At 55.4% G+C, this 19169-nt stretch carries 20 protein-coding genes; 4 read left to right on the plus strand and 16 right to left on the minus strand.

The genetic code is table 11. The features are described 5' to 3' along the window. Nucleotides 1-40: 40 nt before the first annotated feature. Nucleotides 41-955, plus strand: coding sequence for a ketopantoate reductase family protein (locus tag ACFPQ4_RS17090; protein WP_378113076.1), 915 nt, complete (start codon nucleotides 41-43; stop codon nucleotides 953-955). A gap of 3 nt (nucleotides 956-958) precedes the next feature. On the opposite strand, the gene ACFPQ4_RS17095 is transcribed toward ACFPQ4_RS17090, so the two are convergent. The 3 genes from ACFPQ4_RS17095 to ACFPQ4_RS17105 form a co-directional block, all read right to left on the minus strand. After that, nucleotides 959-2206, minus strand: a complete 1248-nt coding sequence (locus ACFPQ4_RS17095) for an ATP-binding protein (protein ID WP_378113077.1) — start codon at nucleotides 2204-2206, stop codon at nucleotides 959-961. Nucleotides 2207-2520: 314 nt separating this feature from the next. Beyond that, complete coding sequence (locus tag ACFPQ4_RS17100) at nucleotides 2521-4728, minus strand: alpha/beta hydrolase (RefSeq protein ID WP_378113078.1); 2208 nt, start codon at nucleotides 4726-4728, stop codon at nucleotides 2521-2523. A 129-nt stretch (nucleotides 4729-4857) separates the two neighbouring features. Continuing rightward, a complete protein-coding gene (locus tag ACFPQ4_RS17105) occupies nucleotides 4858-5997 on the minus strand; it encodes a DUF3900 domain-containing protein (protein ID WP_378113079.1) in 1140 nt (379 codons plus the stop codon). A 149-nt stretch (nucleotides 5998-6146) separates the two neighbouring features. Here ACFPQ4_RS17105 and ACFPQ4_RS17110 point away from each other — a divergent pair, with 149 nt between their 5' ends. Then, nucleotides 6147-6278: a DUF4023 family protein gene (locus tag ACFPQ4_RS17110; RefSeq protein ID WP_378113080.1), complete on the plus strand. Its 132-nt coding sequence runs from the start codon at nucleotides 6147-6149 to the stop codon at nucleotides 6276-6278. Between the two features lie 46 nt (nucleotides 6279-6324). Here the strand turns inward: ACFPQ4_RS17110 and ACFPQ4_RS17115 are convergent, their stop codons facing one another. The 8 genes from ACFPQ4_RS17115 to ACFPQ4_RS17150 form a co-directional block, all read right to left on the minus strand. After that, on the minus strand, nucleotides 6325-6531 hold the full coding sequence (locus tag ACFPQ4_RS17115; RefSeq protein ID WP_378113081.1) for a hypothetical protein: 207 nt from the start codon (nucleotides 6529-6531) through the stop codon (nucleotides 6325-6327). Between the two features lie 23 nt (nucleotides 6532-6554). Beyond that, nucleotides 6555-7070 carry a peptide deformylase gene (gene def, locus ACFPQ4_RS17120; protein WP_378113082.1) on the minus strand — a complete coding sequence of 172 codons (516 nt, stop codon included), beginning with the start codon at nucleotides 7068-7070 and terminating at the stop codon, nucleotides 6555-6557. An 81-nt stretch (nucleotides 7071-7151) separates the two neighbouring features. Then, nucleotides 7152-8462, minus strand: coding sequence for a 6-phospho-beta-glucosidase (locus ACFPQ4_RS17125; RefSeq protein WP_378113084.1), 1311 nt, complete (start codon nucleotides 8460-8462; stop codon nucleotides 7152-7154). Between the two features lie 37 nt (nucleotides 8463-8499). Further along, on the minus strand, nucleotides 8500-9480 hold the full coding sequence (locus tag ACFPQ4_RS17130) for an N-acetylglucosamine kinase (RefSeq protein WP_378113086.1): 981 nt from the start codon (nucleotides 9478-9480) through the stop codon (nucleotides 8500-8502). Next, nucleotides 9477-10496: a LacI family DNA-binding transcriptional regulator gene (locus ACFPQ4_RS17135; protein ID WP_378113087.1), complete on the minus strand. Its 1020-nt coding sequence runs from the start codon at nucleotides 10494-10496 to the stop codon at nucleotides 9477-9479. The genes ACFPQ4_RS17130 and ACFPQ4_RS17135 overlap by 4 nt, the downstream gene beginning before the upstream one ends. Nucleotides 10497-10911: 415 nt before the next feature. Continuing rightward, nucleotides 10912-11799, minus strand: a complete 888-nt coding sequence (gene htpX / locus ACFPQ4_RS17140; protein WP_378113088.1) for a protease HtpX — start codon at nucleotides 11797-11799, stop codon at nucleotides 10912-10914. Between the two features lie 158 nt (nucleotides 11800-11957). Further along, complete coding sequence (locus tag ACFPQ4_RS17145) at nucleotides 11958-12419, minus strand: hypothetical protein (RefSeq protein ID WP_378113089.1); 462 nt, start codon at nucleotides 12417-12419, stop codon at nucleotides 11958-11960. Nucleotides 12420-12431: 12 nt separating this feature from the next. Then, complete coding sequence (locus ACFPQ4_RS17150; protein ID WP_378113160.1) at nucleotides 12432-13073, minus strand: TVP38/TMEM64 family protein; 642 nt, start codon at nucleotides 13071-13073, stop codon at nucleotides 12432-12434. Between the two features lie 198 nt (nucleotides 13074-13271). Between ACFPQ4_RS17150 and ACFPQ4_RS17155 the strand changes: the two genes are divergently transcribed. Next, entirely contained in the window at nucleotides 13272-14261 is a 990-nt protein-coding gene (locus ACFPQ4_RS17155; RefSeq protein WP_378113090.1) for an ABC transporter substrate-binding protein, read from the plus strand. A 53-nt stretch (nucleotides 14262-14314) separates the two neighbouring features. Here the strand turns inward: ACFPQ4_RS17155 and ACFPQ4_RS17160 are convergent, their stop codons facing one another. The 4 genes from ACFPQ4_RS17160 to ACFPQ4_RS17175 form a co-directional block, all read right to left on the minus strand. After that, entirely contained in the window at nucleotides 14315-14632 is a 318-nt protein-coding gene (locus tag ACFPQ4_RS17160) for an ArsR/SmtB family transcription factor (RefSeq protein WP_378113091.1), read from the minus strand. A 10-nt stretch (nucleotides 14633-14642) separates the two neighbouring features. Next, nucleotides 14643-15065, minus strand: coding sequence for an SRPBCC family protein (locus ACFPQ4_RS17165; RefSeq protein WP_378113092.1), 423 nt, complete (start codon nucleotides 15063-15065; stop codon nucleotides 14643-14645). A gap of 71 nt (nucleotides 15066-15136) precedes the next feature. Next, complete coding sequence (locus ACFPQ4_RS17170; RefSeq protein WP_378113093.1) at nucleotides 15137-15316, minus strand: hypothetical protein; 180 nt, start codon at nucleotides 15314-15316, stop codon at nucleotides 15137-15139. Nucleotides 15317-15485: 169 nt separating this feature from the next. Continuing rightward, nucleotides 15486-16289 carry a hypothetical protein gene (locus ACFPQ4_RS17175; protein ID WP_378113094.1) on the minus strand — a complete coding sequence of 268 codons (804 nt, stop codon included), beginning with the start codon at nucleotides 16287-16289 and terminating at the stop codon, nucleotides 15486-15488. Between the two features lie 414 nt (nucleotides 16290-16703). Here ACFPQ4_RS17175 and ACFPQ4_RS17180 point away from each other — a divergent pair, with 414 nt between their 5' ends. After that, complete coding sequence (locus ACFPQ4_RS17180) at nucleotides 16704-18293, plus strand: catalase (RefSeq protein ID WP_378113095.1); 1590 nt, start codon at nucleotides 16704-16706, stop codon at nucleotides 18291-18293. A gap of 351 nt (nucleotides 18294-18644) precedes the next feature. On the opposite strand, the gene ACFPQ4_RS17185 is transcribed toward ACFPQ4_RS17180, so the two are convergent. Then, a complete protein-coding gene (locus ACFPQ4_RS17185; protein ID WP_378113096.1) occupies nucleotides 18645-19160 on the minus strand; it encodes a hypothetical protein in 516 nt (171 codons plus the stop codon). Between the last annotated feature and the right edge of the window lie 9 nt (nucleotides 19161-19169).

A 19169-nucleotide genomic window follows, 5' to 3' on the forward strand; every position in this document is an offset into this window, starting at 1 on the left:
ATAACGTAACGGATTATTCCAGCGAAGGAGTTTTGGGAGGATGAAAATTTTAATCGTAGGCGCGGGGGCCGTTGGGGGGTTCATCGCGTCTCGCATGTTGGAGGACGGACTGGACGTAACTTTGCTCGTACGCGAAGGCAGAAGACGACAATTATTGAAGGACGGACTCGTCGTACATAGTCCGTTAGGGGAGTTTACGGGGCATCCGAAGCTTTTAGTAGCGGGAGAACCCAGCGAGCCCTTCGATCTTGTCCTTATCGCTTGCAAAGCTTACGGCTTACCGGAGGTGCTCGAGCAAATCAAACCTTACCTTCATCCGGACACGGCTCTGCTGCCGTTCTTGAACGGGTATAAGCATATGCACGACATTGCCGCCGCCTATCCGGGCCAACCGCTGCTTGGCGGCGTCGCCCGCATCGAATCGACGCTGGATGAGTCCGGGGCTATCGTACACTTGCGGCCTTATTTCTCTTTCGTATACGGCAATTTCGATAACATGACGGACGAAGCGTACGAGCGCATCAAGCTAACGCTTGCCGCTACACGGGTGTTGGCGGAGAGCCCGGATATAAGACGCGCCTTGTGGGAGAAGTATTCGCTAATTAGCGGTTTATCCGGATTGACGACATTATTCCAAGCGACCGTAGGTGAAATTCGCGACGCCGGCATCGGCATGGAGACGTTCAGACGCCTATTCGGGGAAATCGCGGATATTATCCGCGCATCGGGAGGCTCTATCCCCAGCGATATGGCGGACAACAACGCCAAGATCGTCGAGGGATTGTCGCACGGCAGCACCTCTTCGATGTTGCGCGATCTACAGAGCGGAACGCACACGGAGGCCGCGCATCTTCACAGCTATTTGCTTGCGCTCGCGAGGGAAAACGACGTATCCGCGCCGTTGCTCGAAATCGTCTATCAGCGCCTGGCCATCTACGAGAACAGACGAAGCTAGCGCTTATTTCGCGAGAGGAAGCTTGATCATCGCCTCCGTGCCCACGTTGAGCTTGCTTTCATAGTAAATCGTGCCGTTCAAATTGCGAATAATTTGCCACGATACCGTCGTGCCAAGGCCGGTACCTTTGTCTTTCGTCGAATAGAATAGCGTGCCGAGCCGATCGAGATGCTCCTTGCTCATCCCTCGGCCCGTATCCGATATTTTCACGTTAACCCACTCTTCGTCGTTCGTGAGCTGCAGCGTTACTTTTCCACCTCGGGGCGTCGCTTCTATCGCGTTCTTGGTAACGTTCATCAACGCCTGCTGCAATTGATTCCGGTCGCCGGTTATGGCGGGTTTCACGGAAAGACGACTGTCCAATTGCACGCCTTGTATGAGCGATAACGGCTCCAGCAAGACGACGATGTTCTCGATTACGGCGGCAACGTTGACGCGTTCCATAGACGCGAGATGGGGCTTCGCATAGCTCAAATATTCGTTCAGTATCCTCTCCGCACGGTCGAGCTCGCTAAGAACGAGAGGCAAGTATTGGCTATCCTGGCCCTTATTTCGCTCCTTCATCAGTTGCAAAAACCCTTTGACTACCGTTAGCGGGTTGCGTATTTCGTGGGCGATCGACGCCGCGATTTCCCCTAGCGCGTTCAATTTCTCAGAACGGGCGAATTCCAGCTTCATCTTCCTGCGCTCGATCATTCCCTCGTTGAGCAAATACACCACAAAGAATACTGCGCCATAGATCAACGGAGTGAAGATATAATTCTGTTTCTCTCCGGTATCGTACACCCCGGTAATGTCGGGAAAATACGTAAAAGCAATCAACACCAGAAGCTTGATCAAGCCTACCCAGACCGCAATCGCGATGATCCCCGTCAACCGTCGCTCTCTCTCTCTTTTGCGATTGTTAATAAAGCTGATCGCCAATGGCACCGCTGCAATAATGGCTCCGCTCACGAGATCGAATAGTAGCGCGTCTCCCCCTTGATAGATACGCGTAGCCGCAATAACCGCCCATACGAACCCCCCCGCATAAGGACCCCCATAGTGGCACGCGACGATGAAGGGCATAAAGCGCAAATCCCAATGAAGCCCGTAGGTCATGTAAGGGTACAGCACGCATAACGCGGAAGCCGCGCCATTAAGCCCGGCAATGAGGTACGGCGAAGCTCCCAGTTTGTCGTAAATAAGGCTGCATATAAGCGTTGGAGAGATGACAATTAGAACATGCAATAGAACGGTATCTAGCGACATGGCGATCCTCCGCGTGGCAGCCTTGTATTAGGTTTTGTTAATATATACGACGCTTCTTCGTAATCCCCTCCAATAATCGCCGTATTTTTACAAATTAATCTCAATTTAATGTAGTGTATTATGACATATAAATCGTAAAGATCGTTGATTCCTTAAAATCATTCCCATAAACCCCGTCTTTATGTTAACTTACATTACTTAATGGAAATTGGAGGGGCAAACCCATGATTACGATTAGGCGTTATTCCATTCGTTTAACGCAAGCAAAGGCCGCCATGCGAAAGTTCGCGCGGCGGCCTTATATTAACGTGCGGTTATGGCATAATGCCTAAGTCGTCGAGCATCACGCTTCCCGGTCCCCCGTCGAACGCGAGCGTCATCTCCGCCCATTCCGACGGAGTAAAATCCGGATCCGCGTCTTCGAAATCGCTAAGAGGTATTTCCACCGTCTGGTACACGTATTCCGATGCGTTCGCGAACTTGCCATCCGAAAGCTCGGATTCCATCCCCGGCAGCCACGTAAAGTCCGTCTTCGGCGGCGGCAACACATCCGCGAACCGATCAAGCGGCAACCGGACGACAACGCCGTTGCGATCCTTGACTTCCACTTGAATCCGACCGTTCATCGGGGAGGTGGACATATCCACGATGGAGAACATCAATTCTGCATTTTCGCTTAACACATAATCGAACGAAGGGACTTTAACGGAATAGGTTCCCGCGTTGTTCCATGCGAGCAGAACCCCTTTGTCCGCCTTGCTTGCATGCTCGCGATTTTGCGCTTCCACGTTCCGCCAATCCTTCATATCGAACGCTTCCGCCGTCACGCCTTGCGACGGCTTCGCGCGATCCGTTCCTTCGAACCCCGTAATCAATCGGAAGCCGCCCTCTTGATACTGGCTGTAGTAGTCGGACTCGGGAAGCAAATTCAGGCCTATCCGGTAATCCCGGAACAATGGGCGGTACTCCACAGCATCATGGAACACGTTCTCCAAAAACGCCGAGACGTACGTTTTGGCGATTTGCCGCTGCTCTTCCGCCGACAGCTTATCCTTCGGGCGTATGAATAATTGGCCCGGGTACGCGTTATCGAATTGTCCCCAAGTCGTGTTGAACTGACTATGGTTGGCGCCCCCGATATACAGCGAGGCTTTGAAAGCATCCGATGTCGCATCGAAATTCGTACGATCGTACTGACCGTCGCCGTTGAAGTTCACGAGATCAGCGTCCTTCGCGCCCTGCAGCGTCAAATACGAAATATTGCTCAAACGAGCCTGCTTGCCGTCGACGCTCGTGTCCGTCGGAGCGATCGCGACGACCGCGCGGACGGAATAAGACGTACGTCCCGGAAGCCCCTCGACCGCCTGAAACCATTCGTCCCTATCCGCCGCCATCGCGACGGCTTGCCCGCCCCGGGAGTGCCCGAGCAAGGCGACGTTGCGGAAATCGATTCTCCCGTAAAGACGCGAAGAAGCGTCCGCATTGAATTGCTCCAACTGGCCGATATGCTTAAGCAGCAGCCATGCGCGCAACTTCATGTCTTGATCGGGAATGCCGGACCACGCGGAGTAATTCAAAAAGTTCTCGTCCACGGATACCGCGATAATGCCTCTGCTCGCGAGCAATTCCCCGAGGTAGCCATACCCCTCGTCGGAGAAATCCTCCATCAGATGGTTGCCATGCACCATAAGGACGAGCGGGAACGGCCCCGCCCCTTCCGGCATCCATACGCGACCGTTAAGAGGCAATCGCGTTTGGTCGAAGCCCCAGAACTTTTCTCGCAGCCAAATCCAATCGTCGTCCTCGATATATGGGCTCGCGTCCGCCGCTTCGGATTTAATGCCTACCTCTTTGCCGAATTCGGCCCGGTGCAAATCTTCCCCGCTGCCGTACGTGAAAGCGTCGACCGCATAACCGCCCGGCACGGAAGGATCTTGCATGCCCGAACCCAAAGCGTTGACCTCGCCGCGCGCCATGCCGCGACCGTCTCCGGAATCGGCGAACGGCCCGATCGTCCATAGAACGAGGGACGCAAGGACGGCGCCGCCGCCGATCATAATCGCCGATCTTCGGGACCTGAACGCCGTATCAACCAAGATGCCGATAGTAGCGGACAGCAACGTAAACACCGCCGCGTAGATGCTTGACCCGACGATTCCGAAATCGGTGAAATAGAGCACGAAATAGAGGACAATGCCCGTATATAACGCGCTGCCGATCGTGAATCTAGGGACTCGCAGTCCGATCAACGCAAGCAGCGCCGCGCCTACCCATGAAGCCAGCGGCAACGCGATCGTATTCAAACAAACGCCGGCCACGACGTCGAACATCGTTCCGAAGCCGGTCGGCATGCCTAATGCGGATGCCGCCAGCGCCGCGCAATCGATGAGCCACATCGCGGCGACGGCCGCGCGCCAGCGCCGCGTATCGTAAGCGAACAGGCCGGATAGCCGTTGCTTGAGCCATTGTCCGGGCCGTTGCCTTCTGCGGAGTACGACTTGGACTTCCGTAGCTTCAATCACTGGCTGATCCCTCCGTTCGCAATCTATTTAACTCTCTATCGATCGCGCTCTCTTAATTCGATTATATACGGTTCGCGACACAAAAACCCCCGCCAATGTCTAGTAGCGCAGGGGATGAATGTCGGGCCATTACTCGTCCGCTTCGTATCGCGTTCTTCCTTCTATCCGCCGCAGCAACTCCCCGAGCTCTTCCGGCTGCAGCAGCTCGATCGGGGATACGCCCTTGTCGAATTGGAACATGTCTCCTTCGATTAGCACGACATAACGCCCGTTCATGCGCGCGACGTGAATGCGTTCGCCGTAATCCGCCATTTGCGCTTTGACCGTAATATCGTCCAGCTTAAACTTCAGCTCGAGCTCCGGCTGCTGCTCGACGATCCGCGACGTCGCTTCCAACACGTGCTCGTGCGACCACTTCTCCTGCAGCTCGCGTTTTTCCGAAGCGGCCCATACGTCGAATTGTTGTTTCTCTTGGAGCAAGCCTTCCGGATGCTGATGCGCATTCGGATAAGGCTCGTCCGCCGGCACTTCCGCGAAGGCGGCATCGTCGAACGGGATGTCCCATTTCGAAGCCATATACTCTTGCACCATGCCCATCACTTGCTCGTTAACGATTTCCGGCTTCGACTTCTCGTAAGACACGTATTTTAGGAAATCCTCGAAGTAACGGGCGTGGGAAGCTTGGTGAATTTTGAGCTCCCACTCCTCCAGCATGCCTTCCTCCGGCATGTGCGGATATTGGATCGACTTGATATTGCGCGCGTTGATTGCCATCTCCACGCGGGCGATCAAGCTCTTCTCGTCCGAAATCCGCGCGATCTTCGACTCGAAGTCGCACTTTAGCAGGAACAAGAACGGTTCGTCGAACAGCTCGTTCAGCTTGGCGAGCGCCAGCACGAACGCGCCGCCGCGCACCGAGTTCGTGTCCATGTAAATGCGGAGCAGATCGTCGCCGCTATTGTGAAAGGACTGCTTGTCCGTCGCCGTCCGCAGCCTTTGGAACAAGTTGTAGTTCGGATTGCTGGTCAGCTCGTGCCCTGGCTCCACGATGAACCTGCCGATCTTAGTCGGCACTTGCTCGGAGATCGGGTTAATTTCCGCCTTGCGTTTCGCGATTCGCTTGAACTCGCTGTCCAAGAAGCCCTTCAGCTCGCTGTCCTGGTATTCCTCGTGCGATAGCGTCTGGTAGTGCTTGTAGCGCTTAGCTTCCGCGCCTTCCCCTTCGGTCTGGATGACGAAGAAAGATAAATATTGAATGGCGAATTTCATATGGGTCTCCCTGTCGGATGCTGTTCTAAACTCTCTATGCGAATATTAAGGATTTTGCGCTCGGGTTTCAAGGTCATTCCCGCAAATATTGTGCGGCGTGCATGGAAACAGTAAGTGAAGCCGCTTGCGGGAGGAGGTTGAACGCACAGATGAGCGATACCCATGAGTTCGTCGAGAAGCTTCATGACAATCAAAGGAAGACCGCGCGCAGCAAAAGAGGCAATGGCGGGGAGAAAGCCGGCTCAAAGCTGCCCGGCAAGCAGCATAGCACGAATAAGTAATGAAAAAACCGTCAGGGAGTTACTCGTTCCCTGACGGTTCTCACGCTTATTTGATTGCCAAGACGAAGATGAGGACGATCACAATGATCGTCACTACGTAAAGCAGCGTCAGCCGAAGTAATTTAGTCCCGGTCTTTTGCATATAGCGTGGATTTTCCTCTTGGTTGCTCTTCGACTTGCCCACCATAACCGTAGCTACGAATCCGATGAGCATGACCACGAAGACGATAATCAGCATAATCGTTACGTCCATCTCGACCTACCACCCTCGGTATATTAGTTGGAATGCGATAACTTCATGACATCGAGCAACTTAATGCGTTGATGCGTCTTCTCTTGGTAGAGCCAAGGCTCTAGGACGTGGTCGATGAACAGCTCGCCGTGCAGATGATCGACTTCATGCTGGATGCACCGGGCCAAGAACCCTTCGCCCTCCAGCTCGAACGTCTCGCCTTGTCTATTCATGCTGCGAACGACGACCCGTTGCGCCCGCTTCACGAAGCCGTAATAGCCGGGAAAAGACAAGCACGCCTCCGTGCCGTCCTGTTCTCCGCTTGCCTCGATAATTTCCGGGTTGATCAGCTCGATGAGGCCGTCCCCGCAATCCATGACGATCACTTGGCGCAGCATGCCTACTTGGGGTGCAGCGAGTCCTGCTCGCCCTTCTGTCGCATATAGTGTCTCCTTCATGTCGTCCAACAATTTAACTATTTTAGGCGTGATCGCCTCGACGGGCTTCGCGCGCTTGCGTAATACGGATTCTCCGAACGGTAAAATGCCGAGTACTGACATGTTTATTATGCCCCTTTATACTAGGTGTGACCTAATATAGCATGCGTGCGGAGCGAAAACAATCCGGGTTTCGGGTAGAAATTATGACTTAAAGAACGCCGGCAAATACGGTTTGTTCTTCTCCAGCATTTCGCTCAAAAGACGCTTGGCTGCGCCGACCGACGGCACGAGCGGATGGCTGACCATCGCTTGCAGCGCGATATCCCGGTCTCCGGTAATCGCTGCTTCGATCGTGAGGCGCTCGTACGTCTTCACCGCGTGGATCAATCCTTTGGTTTGCTCCGGCACTCGCGTGACGGGAAGCGCCAGCGGTCCTTGGCCGGTGACGACGCAGTTTACTTCGATGCTAGCATCTTCCGGCAAGAAATCGAGCGTCCGGCCGTTGCGAACGTTCAGCGTCTGGATGTCGCGACGGTCGTTATAGAGAGAATCCATCAGGTTGACGGCCGCTTCCGAATAATAGGCGCCTCCGCGCAGCTCCAGCTGCTTCGGCTTCTCTTGAAGCTCCGGATTCGCGTACAGCTCGAACAGCTCATCCTCCACGCGCTTAACGACTTCCGCTCTCGTTCCGCTTGCCTTAAGCGATTCCAGTTGCTCCGCCAGCATCGCGTCCGTCATATAGAAGTATTTCAAGTAGTAAGACGGCAACCCGCCGAGCGAGCGTAAGAAATCGGCGTCCCACTCCGTCGCGGGAACGTTTTTGCCCGAATATTCTTCCCGTTTATCGAGCAGCTCCGGCAACCGGTTCACGCCGTCCACTTCTATTCGCGTGACCCAGTGCAGGTGATTCAGTCCGACGAACTCGCTATAGATACGGCTGGCCGGCGTATCGTACTTCTTGCTCAGCCACTTTTGCAGCCCGATCGGCGCGTTGCACAGACCGATGCTTTTAACGTTGGAATAACGATCGAGCGCCTCGGTGACCATCCCTGCCGGATTCGTGAAGTTGAGCAGCCAGGCGTTCGGGCTCAGTTCTTCGATATCCTTGGCGATGTCCAGCAACACCGGAATCGTCCGCATCGCCTTCATCATGCCGCCGGGACCCGTAGTCTCTTGGCCGATAATACCGTGCAGGTTCGGAAGATGCTCATCCCATTTTCTCGCTTCCATCAACCCTACCCGCATCTGCGTCGAGATAAAGTCGGCGCCTTCGATCGCTTGGCGGCGGTCCAGCGTCAGGTGAACGGAGATCGGAAGTCCGGACTTCGCGACCATGCGCCGAGCGAGCTCGCCGACGATCTCCAGCTTATGCTTGCCTGCCTCGATATCGACGAGCCATAGCTCTCTTACCGGCAACTGTTCATATCTAAGAATAAAGCCTTCTACGATTTCAGGCGTATAAGAAGATCCTCCGCCGATGACCGCGATTTTGAGTCCGTCTTTGTGTGCCATGTGCCACATCTCCCTTGGTCGGTTTATAGATGCCAGGCTACAACGCAATCTCGTTGTAGTCCGTAATGTCCTTCAGCTTGTCGTACACGGTCTGAGGAAGCATACCTTTGGCCGCCTCGTGAGCCATCCATACCGCGCCGACGACCGGTTCGATTCGTAGCTTCGCGATCGAAGCGCGTGGCGCAACGGCTGCAACGGCTTGCGCGACGTACGCCGAGACGAATTCGCCTTCGCCGCGCGTTACGATGCTCCCCGCCAGCACGACATCGAACGTCTCTTCCGTCATGCCGAGCCTTCTTATGACCGCTTGCGCCGACTTGCCGAGCTCCTCGCCTTGCTTGCGCAAGATCGCTTGGGCGACCGCGTCACCCTTGGCTGCAGCCGTGAACAATAGCTTAGCCACCCGAATCGGCGGCGTGCGATCGTGATCCAAGTAGTCATCGAACATTGCCTGTACGTTATCGTAGCCAAGCTCCTCGAGCAACAATGGCGTGAGCAGCGTCGGCTCCTCGCGCCCGTCCCACGCCCGGATTACCGAACGGAATACTTCTACGTTAAGCGCTCCCCCGCCGCCGAAGTCCCCGTGAAGGTACGAGAATCCGCCGCACTGAAGGCTCTCGCCCTGCCGGTTAATGCCGGCGCTGTTCGTTCCCGTGCCACATATAAGCACGACGCCGTAAGGCTTGTCGGTACCCGCGCGCAGCGCGATCATCGTATCGCAGACGATCTCGTGGCGCGCGAAGCCCATCTCCGCGATCATCGGACGCAAAATCCGAAAATCCGCTTCGCGGTCCGCTCCGGCCATGCCGAAGAAGGCGAAAGCGATATCCTCCCGCGTAAGCGCCGCTTGCTTGAGCGCCAAGCCGACCGCTTCCCAGATGTTGCGCCGCGCTTCGGCCTTGTTTAACTGATGGTTCCCGTTCCCGCTCTGACCTTTGCCCACGATCGTCCCGCAGTCGTCGGTAACGAGCGCGTAAGTCTTGCTCCCGCCGGCGTCCACGCCTAAGTAATAGTTCAACGGTCGCCCTCCTGTTCATGGTGGTTTGTTCTAGGCGCCGCCGTCGACGCCCTTACGATAAGCTCGGGCGACAGCAGCACCGACTCGCCGCTGGCAGGCGCGCCATCGATATAGCCGAGCAGCAGCTCCGCGCCGGTTTGCCCTAACGCGCGCGCAGGCTGGCGCACCGTCGTTAGATACGGCCTAAGCTGCGAGGCAAGCAACTGGTCGTCGAAGCCGACGACGGACAGATCGACCGGCACCTTCAGCCCCGCGTTCTTGCAGGCGTCCATGACGCCGATCGCGATGTAATCGTCTGCCGCGAACACCGCCGTCGGAAGCCGCCCGTCTTCGATCCATCTGCTAGCAACCTCGTACCCCGAGGCGATGTCGAACTCTCCATCCTCGATGCAATAAGGCTCCAATCCCGATTCCGCCATGGCCGTCATAAATCCCCGTTCGCGATTGCGGCTGCTTAGGAACGAGGCCGAACCGCGTATGTGCGCGATTTTGTTGTGGCCGAGCTCGATCAAATGCTTCGTCGCCTCGTAACCGCCCCTGAAGTTATCCACGAGGATGGAGGTTACGGACGGATCCTGATGTTGGTTATCGAGCATGACGAACGGAATCCTCTTCTGCTTAAGCTCTCTAACGTACGCATCTTCCTCGACCGGCGATAGCAGAATGACCCCGTCCACGCGGTCGTGCTGGAACAGCGACTGGTGAGACGCTTCGAAGCTCGGCGCCACCGACAGGGCGAGGAAATACCCCTGCTCCGCCAAACAATCCGTTATTTCCTTCACGACCGTATCGAGGAACGCATCGTGCAACGTCGTCAGCGTCAAGCCGATAACGCCCGTTCTGCCCTTGGCGAGACTTCGCGCCGATGCGTTCGGGCGATAGTCGAGCTCCTCCATCGCCTTGAGCACCTTGTCCCTGTTACTCTGCCGCACCGATGCGGCGTTATTCAGCACCCGGGACACCGTCACGACGGACAGCCCGGACTTTTTCGCGACATCGAATATGTTAGCCTTCATCCGTCGGTTCACCTCTGTTTTATCGTATGCATGATTTCACCGAAAGTTTAAGCGCTTTAACTTTTGTGTTTAGTATACTCCCGGACCGTGCGTTTGACAACTACGCGCCGATAACAAAGCCGGTTCAACGGTCTCTCACACCGCTAAACCTCAACAACCCCACCATCTCGCTTGCTCAACGGTCTCCCAGACCGTTGAACCTCATCAAACCCGCCAACTCACTCGCTCAACGGTCTCCCACACCGTTGAACCTCAACAAACCCGCCATCTCGCTTGCTCAACGGCCTCTCACACCGTTGAACCTCATCAAACTAGCCCATTACAGCCGCGCGGGTGCAGGGTTCGGCGCCCTAACGGTATACAAAAAAACCGCCAAGGGAGCATAGATGCTCGCCCTGACGGTTCGTAAAGAAGATTAGAACTGCGACTCTTGCAAAGCGCGAATCCGCTCGCCGAGATCCGGGTGCGTGGAGAACCAGGAAGTTTTGCCCGGCTTGCCGCTGATTTTCAGCGTTGCTACCGAAGCTTGCTTCTCGGAGACGACGCGGTCTTTGTAATTTTGCAGTGTCTGCAACGCGTGAATCATCTTATCCTTGCCCGCGAGGTACGCGCCGCCGCGGTCCGCGTGGAACTCGCGATGACGGGAGTATGCGAAGACGACCAAGCTTCCGAGAATCGAGAAGACGATCTGGAACACGATAACCGCGATAAAATGAACGATCGGCGCCACGTCTTCTTTCACAAAACGGGAAGCCGCCCATGCCGCGATGCGCGACAGGAAGACGACGAACGTATTCACGACGCCTTGCAGCAGCGTCATCGTTACCATGTCGCCGTTAACGATATGCGCGACTTCATGGCCGACGATGCCTTCGACCGCGTCGCGATCCATCTCCTCGAGCAAGCCCGTGGAAATCGCGACGAGCGAGCGCCGCTTGGAAGGACCCGTAGCGAACGCGTTTACTTCCTTCGATTCGTAGATGCCGACTTCCGGCATAACCGACATGCCCGCGTTGCGCGCGATCCGGTGAACCATGTCCACGAGCTCGCGCTCGCTACCGGTCAAGTTAGCTTGCGGATTAAGCACTTGCACGCCCATCATCATCTTGGCCATCCAACGGGACATCGCGAGCGAGATGAACGCTCCGGTGAAGCCGACGATCGCGCTGAATACGAGCAATTGCTGGAAGTTAATGCCGCCTTGCTCGTTCATGTACGAGCCGACGCCGAATACCGACAAAATAATGCCGATCGTAATCATGACCAACAAGTTCGTTAAAATAAATAGAAAAATCCGTTTCATTGCATTCTCTCCCCATGCGCAAAATAGTGGATTTCTGGTGAATTCAGGAAAAGCGTAAGCTTATTCTACCATGACTATCTAATGACTATCTATATGTGAAAAAGAGACAACCTTATGCGTTGCCTCCAGGTCATACCTCTATATACGGATCTCCGGGATTAACGTTTCGCGAATCCTTCATCGATTAAATATTCGCGCGCTTCCTCGTACGTCTCGAACGCCCCGTCCAAGTTCATCCCCGCGAACACATACCACATGTCGTCCTCGAACTTCAGCGTTAAAGTCGATTTGTTCGGATCCTCCCAAGTTTCAACAAGTCCCTCTTCGGGCTCGGGCGCCTTCTCCCTCGTCAAAGAATGGATAGACCTTGCGATCAGCTCCCGCAGCTCTTCCGCACCGTAGTCGCGGATGTTCACGTATCCCCGGTCGTCCGTATCCACGTCTTGCAATCGGCCCGCGAACGCGAAACCGTTGCCGTTAGGGTGCAAGTGAAAACCGATCAGCTTTTTATCGAACGCGCTGCCCTCGTAGTGAAAGTTGACGCGCCCCATCGACACGTCTTTGCGCTCCAGCTCCGGGAACGATGCGAAAATCTCGATTTTTTGCTCAAAGCTTAACATGTAACCGTCTCCCTATTTATCTATATTCGCGCTAGCGTGGACGACGGCGTCTTCGACGTCCGTCTCCCGCGTGAACCGCGCTTCAATCCGTTTGCTGATCCAGAGCGATACCCCGACGAACGCCACGACGTAGAGCAGCTCCGCCGGATGCCGGACGAACCGGGTTACGTCATGGCCGACGATCGATACCGACATGACCATGATCGCCTTGCCGAACACGATCGCGATGAAAAACGACTTCAGCCGCATGCGCGCGACAGCCGCCGCCATATTAATGACGACGAACGGACCTACGGGAAACAGACTGAGCAAGAACACGTAGCTGAACGCATTGCGCCGCACCCATTGCAAGCTTGACTGCACCCGGGGCTTGCGAGCCCAACGATCCAAATACGGATGACCCGCGATCCGGCGCACGAGGAGGAACGTCGTCAAGCATCCGCACACGATTCCGAGCCACGAATAGAGAAAACCTAGCCATAACCCGTACACCGTCGCGTTAACGCCGATAATGACGATCGTCGGCAGCGGAGGAATGAACGATTTGAGGAACGTCAAGGCGATGCCGGGAAGCGGCCCTAACGCCCGGTATTGCTCCAATAAGTCCTTAAGCTTGTCTTCCGTTACGTTGGACATGATGTCCGAGAGCGCCATCTGTCTGCATGCACCCGCTTCATGGTCTTTGTTAGCTATAGTCGACATCCGGTATCGTGATCATAACACATCGTCCGAAAATAGTATTTGAAATCTGCGGGACAATCCATTAGAATGGGTTCTGTGAGATTGATAATCGTTCTCAAACGATGATCGATTATCCATCCAGCAGCTACATATACAGAGGAGAGACTACAGTTGAAGACGACCAAAATTATGATGCTTGTCCTGCTTGCCGCCATGCTCGCAGTATTCACCGCCGCGTGCGGCAAAAATAACAATAACGGCAACAACGCCAGCCCGGCTGCCAGCGAACCGGCTGCAACCGCAAGCGCAAGCAGCTCCCCGAGCGCGCCGGCTTCCGAGCCTGCCGTAGCTACGACTAAGACGATCAAAGACGGCCTCGACCGCGACGTGGAAATTCCGACGAACCCGCAACGCATCATCGTCCTCGGCAACTACGGCGAGATTGCTTCCCTTGGCATTAAGCCAATCGGCACGATCGGTTACTACTTGGACAAATACGGCGCCGAGAAAACGGCCGGCGTGGAAAACGTAGGCCAAGACGAAGCGGATCTGGAGAAAGTGCTTGCCCTGAAACCGGATCTTATCATTATCCCAAGCTACTTTAAGCCTGAAGTACTCGAAGGCTTGTCGAAGATCGCTCCGACGATCGCTACGAAGTGGGGCTTGCTGCCGCTCGAGCATCTACACATTCTAGCCGGATGGCTGGGCAAAGAAGCGGAAGAGCAAGCTTGGCTCGCGCAATACAACGAGAAAGCCGCTCAAGCGAAAGAACAACTGAAGCCGTTCAACCTTGAAGGCCAGAAAGCCGTCGTCATCCAGTTCTGGAGCAAGAAGATTTATCAGCATGCAACAGGCGTATTCACGCCGCTATTCAAAGACATCGGCTTCGCGCCTACCGAGAAGGAAGCCGCTGTAACCGTAACGACCGAAATTTCCGAAGAAGCCGTCGTCGATTATGTCGCCGACGCGGACAAGCTGTTCATCCTCGTAGACGGACAAGCGGATATCGACACGTACAACACGCTTAAAGCATCTGCATGGAAGAACATCCCGGCCGTTAAGAACGATCAAGTATACCTCGTCAACAGCGCGCGCTGGAACGATTACAGCACGGCAGCGATGGAATGGATGCTTGAAGACCTCGTGAAAATCATTAAGTAACATAACGAAAGCGGGGCCCGTCGCCATAACGACGAGCCCCGCTTTTTTCATGCTTATTCATCCGCTTCCACGTAACGCTTCAGCGCGTTCAGCTTATTATCCCAATAACGTTCATAGTAAGCGAGCCATCTCTTGAGCTCCAGCAGCGGCTCGGCATCGAGCCGGTACCTCGTCTCCCGGCCGACTTTCCGCTCGCGAACGAGTCCCGCGCCCTGCAAAATTCGCAAATGCTTGGAGACGGCCGTCCGGCTAATCGGAAAGTGTCCGCTGAGCGCGGTTACGGGCTGCTCGCCCTCGTCCAACAAGCGAAGCAATCCTCGGCGCGTAGGATCCGCGATCGCTTGAAAGACGTCCTGCTTCGGCTCCGGCATTCCGGCCACCTTAGCCTTCGACCTTCGTAGCCAGCTTCTTCACGATGCCGATCCATCCGCCATTCATCGTCTCGCGCACCACGGCATGCGGTTGTCCGAATTCCGTATCCATGCCTTCATACCAGCCGGAATGGATAAGCGTGAACTCTGTCGCGCCGTCTTGCTCGACCAATTCGAAAGTGAGCGACCAGTCTTTGCCCCAGTCGAACGATAACTTATGCGGGGGATCGATTACGGTTACTTTGCACGGCGACTTGCCGAAAGGGCCGGCATCCAGATGGAACTCGTGGCCGACTTTCGGCTCGAAGTTATTAGGCATGAACCATTCCCCGATCGCCTCCGCCGTGGAAACCGCGTCCCATACTTTTTGAATCGGCGCTTTAATTACGACGGTCTGGCGAATATCCGGCAATGCTTTAGTCGCGTTACTCATGATGAAACTCCTCCAATAATAGGGTTTTATTTGCTTTTCACGTGATCCTGATGACGTAAGCGCAGCGCCGACTAAGTATCGTCTACGGCTACGTTACTGACGGGCCGATAGCCTGATAGGCTATGCACGAGCGGCCAGAGCGTGTCCCGGTTAATATCCGTCTTCACTTTGGCGCTCGCCTTCGGATACGTGATCCAGAACACGGTCGATTCCTTCAAATGGGGGATCGTCTGCGGTAGCCATTCGCGCACTTGCTCGGAATTATGTACTCCATCGACAATATGAAACCATAAGGTTTCGCAATTTCATTATATGAAACCATCAGGTTTCGTGTCAACACCCCTTACCCGCTAAAATCTAACAACGCGCCGATTCCTCGAAGTAGTTGCCTACCCGATAGAATGACGCGTTGCGCATAGATTATTTGACGAATAGAAGAGCATTAGCAGGGTTGTTGCGTCCCGGTTGGACGACTCGCGCCGCTCGCGTCCGGGTACGCCTTATCGTTTTCTTGATTTTGATTTTAGTTTTCGATTTCGACTTTGTGCGAATGCCAGGGGATGCCCATAGGCTGCCTCTCATGATCAGAGGTTTAGTCTTGCGCGTCTTCTTGACCGTTGTGCGCTTGCCGGTTTTCCAGATCCGGCGCGGTTTGCGGAACAGCTTCCGGTGACGGTGGCGATGATGACGACGGCGGCGTCTGAACCTGAACGCTTCGTTCGGAGGATCTATCGCCTCCGGAAAATGAAGCACGGGCGTGACGATAGGCGCCGACGGCGGCGAAACGGTCTGCGGAGCGAGCTCGACCGGAGGATGGACGGCGTTCGCTTCTTCTTCGCGTCTGGTTTCCAGAATCGGTTCCGAAATCGTGTCGGGCAGCTCAATCCCGGTAGGCGGATCCTCGGCGAGCACGGCAACGATCTCGGTTGTCGGTTCCTCGACCGGTTCCTCCGCTACTTCCTTCGTGCCGGACTTTTTATTTTTGCGCGGCTTGTATTCGAGATCGATCTCTTCTTTATATCCGTCGACGTACTCGATCTCCACCTCTTCGACTTTCTCCCACCTGACCGCTTCCAACAGACGATCGATCTGGGATTGACGGGTTGAGGAGTTGCCTGGCACCAAGTTATACTTCGCTTTGCTTCCTTTGCGGTATTCGACTTCGACTTCTACGATGTTGGAATCGCCCTCCAGCGTTTGCCTAACCACGTCCTGTCCGCTCAAAGTCATTCACCCTTCCGTTAATAATGGACGTAATTCCTTCTCCATATACTATTGACCAGCCCTGATTAGGTATGGGCCAATCATACGGTCGATTCGCCCCAAATGCTAGAGCAAGCGCCCTGATTCGCGCCACGGAGTCGGCGCGTTCGTCATGGCTTGCGTCGAGATGGGGGGGGTGCTGGTTGCGGGCGGGTGAGCGGCATAGGGAGCCGTGCAGTTGCAAAGCCGCGGCGGCTGAATCAATAACGGAAGAGAGTTCCGCTATACTCTAACCAGCACAGTAAACGGCGGTACGGGGATCCCTTCCTCCGTACAACATCCCCTTCTTTTGCCTAAAACGTTGTTTACTCCTCTACCGATTAGGAAAAACTTGAGCGGAATAACTCAGTCCCTACAAAGGCGGCGATTGCGGCAATGGCCAACGATAAAGACAAGAAAGCTTCGACTTCAGCCGATGACATGACGCTCACGACGCGGCAAGGACACCCCGTCACCGACAATCAGAACCTTCGCACCGTCGGGGACCGGGGACCGAGCACGCTGGAAAACTATCATTTTTTCGAGAAAATTACGCACTTCGACCGGGAACGCGTGCCCGAGCGCGTCGTTCATGCCCGCGGGGCAGGCGCGCACGGGGTGTTCGAAGCCTACGGCAAAGTCGGCGACGAGCAGGTGTCCAAGTATACGCGCGCGAAGCTGTTCCAAGAATCCGGCAAACAGACGCCCGTCTTCGCCCGGTTCTCGACCGTTATCCATGGCGGCCATTCTCCGGAGACGCTCCGCGACCCGCGCGGATTCGCGGTTAAGTTCTACACCGAGGACGGCAACTGGGACCTCGTCGGCAACAATCTCAAAATTTTCTTCATTCGCGACGCGATGAAATTCCCCGATATGGTGCACGCGTTCAAGCCGGATCCGCTTACGAACGTGCAGGATATGCAGCGCTTCTTCGACTTCGTTTCCTTGACCCCCGAGGCGACGCACATGATCACGTTTCTGTTCTCGCCATGGGGCATTCCGGCAAACTATCGTCAAATGCAAGGCTCCGGAGTGAACACCTACAAGTGGGTTAACCAATCCGGCGAAGCGGTGCTCGTAAAGTACCATTGGGAGCCGATCAAGCAAGGCATTCGCAACTTGAAGCAAGCGGAAGCGAACGCGATCCAGTCGATGGCGTTCAACCACGCCACGCTCGATTTGTATCAAGCGATCGATAGCGGAGATTTTCCGGAGTGGGAGTTAGCCGTACAGATCATGAGCGACGACGCGCATGACGAGCTCGACTTCGACCCGCTCGATCCAACGAAGCTGTGGCCGCAAGACCAATTCCCTTTCCTCCCTGTCGGCAAAATGACGCTGAACCGCAACCCGGCCGACTACTTCGTCGAGGTGGAGCAAGCGGCGTTCGGTACGGGGGTACTGGTGGACGGGCTGGACTTCTCGGACGACAAACTGCTGCAAGGCCGCACTTTCTCTTACTCGGATACGCAGCGTTACCGGGTCGGCACGAACTATTTGCAATTGCCGATCAATGCCGCCAAGACGCACGTCGCGACGAACCAGACCGGCGGTCAAATGCAAGCGCGGCCGGAGCGCGGTCGCGGGCAAAATCCGCACGTCAACTACGAGCCGTCCTCGCTCGGCGGGCTGCATGAAGCTCCCGCTGACGGCCCGGCTCACGAGCCCCATTACGATGCGAATCTCGTGCGCAAGAAGATCGAGCGGACGAACGACTTCAAGCAAGCGGGCGACACGTATCGCGCGCTCGAAGGCTGGGAGCAAGACGAGCTGGTCGGCAACTTGTCCGACGCGCTCGCCCAATGCACCGAAGGCATCCGGAACCGGATGATCGGCTACTTTACGGAAGCCGACGCCGAGTACGGCAAGCGAGTGGCGGACGGCGTCCAGGCGGCGACGAAAGCGAAAGCCGAGAGCGGTCAGATCGACCCGTACCAAGGCGTCGATATCGCGCGCAAAGCCGGACATGAGGCGGATCCTTACTGAGATGACTTATGTGGAGCCAGTGCCTCCTCTCCATATCGGAGAGGGGGGGCTTTTGTTGCTGGTTTAGTGGTGCGTGACACCGTTGGAGCGGTGGTTTTGCCTGGTTTTTGCGATTTAGCGGTGCGTGACACCGTTGGAGCCGCGGTTTGCCCGGGTTGTTGCGATTTAGCGGTGCGTGGCACCGTTGGAGCGGCGGTTTGCCCGGTTTTTGCGATTTAGCGGTGCGTGACACCGTTGGAGCGGCGGTTTGCCCGGGTTGTTGCGATTTAGCGGTGCATGGCACCGTTGGAGCGGCAGTTTATCCTATAAAACACAAAAAGCCGCGAGTCCCTTTTGGGCCCGCGGCTTTGTTCATTGGGCTTTCATCCCGCAACCTTGGCCGTACGTGACTTCGAAGCTGGCGCCTAGCGGCACCATCTCGTACAAATAGCGATAAATGAGCTCCCTCTCGATATCCGTGACCGCGCAGGTCGTACGAACGTCGAAGTAGATCGTCCCTTTAATCGGATCATATCGGCTATACGTCAACACGCCGGACAGAAACAAGCCGTTGATAACGTTCACGATACCGTTAATATCAAGCGTACGATTCAGCGCCGCTTGCAGGATACGATCCGGCAGCTCGAACACTTCGGGCACGTTGTCGGCCTTGACCATCGGGTAATCTTTGATCTGAAAACATACATAAGAAGTCAAATAGCCGGATGCGAATCGCTTCAGCTCGGCCTTATCCTGCTCGGACAGCTGCAGATCCTCGTTCCAGGCGTAGATCGTCGCCGCATTCCTTCCGCGTGTGTGAATGCGCACATACCGCATGTGCGGGTATCTGGACTTGATCAACTGCTCGGATAACAACCGGGTACCCACATCAATCAC

The organism is Cohnella yongneupensis, assembly GCF_042655785.1.
Lineage (GTDB): Bacteria > Bacillota > Bacilli > Paenibacillales > Paenibacillaceae > Cohnella > Cohnella yongneupensis.

Excerpts from the sequence above, each read along its gene's own strand:
- ACFPQ4_RS17090 (WP_378113076.1), top strand. The coding sequence starts at position 41 with ATGAAAATTTTAATCGTAGGCGCGGGGGCCGTTGGGGGGTTCATCGCG.
- ACFPQ4_RS17095 (WP_378113077.1), bottom strand. The coding sequence starts at position 2,206 with ATGTCGCTAGATACCGTTCTATTGCATGTTCTAATTGTCATCTCTCCA.
- ACFPQ4_RS17105 (WP_378113079.1), bottom strand. The coding sequence starts at position 5,997 with ATGAAATTCGCCATTCAATATTTATCTTTCTTCGTCATCCAGACCGAA.
- ACFPQ4_RS17110 (WP_378113080.1), top strand. The coding sequence starts at position 6,147 with ATGAGCGATACCCATGAGTTCGTCGAGAAGCTTCATGACAATCAAAGG.
- ACFPQ4_RS17115 (WP_378113081.1), bottom strand. The coding sequence starts at position 6,531 with ATGGACGTAACGATTATGCTGATTATCGTCTTCGTGGTCATGCTCATC.
- def (WP_378113082.1), bottom strand. The coding sequence starts at position 7,070 with ATGTCAGTACTCGGCATTTTACCGTTCGGAGAATCCGTATTACGCAAG.
- ACFPQ4_RS17125 (WP_378113084.1), bottom strand. The coding sequence starts at position 8,462 with ATGGCACACAAAGACGGACTCAAAATCGCGGTCATCGGCGGAGGATCT.
- ACFPQ4_RS17135 (WP_378113087.1), bottom strand. The coding sequence starts at position 10,496 with ATGAAGGCTAACATATTCGATGTCGCGAAAAAGTCCGGGCTGTCCGTC.
- htpX (WP_378113088.1), bottom strand. The coding sequence starts at position 11,799 with ATGAAACGGATTTTTCTATTTATTTTAACGAACTTGTTGGTCATGATT.
- ACFPQ4_RS17145 (WP_378113089.1), bottom strand. The coding sequence starts at position 12,419 with ATGTTAAGCTTTGAGCAAAAAATCGAGATTTTCGCATCGTTCCCGGAG.
- ACFPQ4_RS17150 (WP_378113160.1), bottom strand. The coding sequence starts at position 13,073 with ATGGCGCTCTCGGACATCATGTCCAACGTAACGGAAGACAAGCTTAAG.
- ACFPQ4_RS17160 (WP_378113091.1), bottom strand. The coding sequence starts at position 14,632 with ATGCCGGAGCCGAAGCAGGACGTCTTTCAAGCGATCGCGGATCCTACG.
- ACFPQ4_RS17165 (WP_378113092.1), bottom strand. The coding sequence starts at position 15,065 with ATGAGTAACGCGACTAAAGCATTGCCGGATATTCGCCAGACCGTCGTA.
- ACFPQ4_RS17180 (WP_378113095.1), top strand. The coding sequence starts at position 16,704 with ATGGCCAACGATAAAGACAAGAAAGCTTCGACTTCAGCCGATGACATG.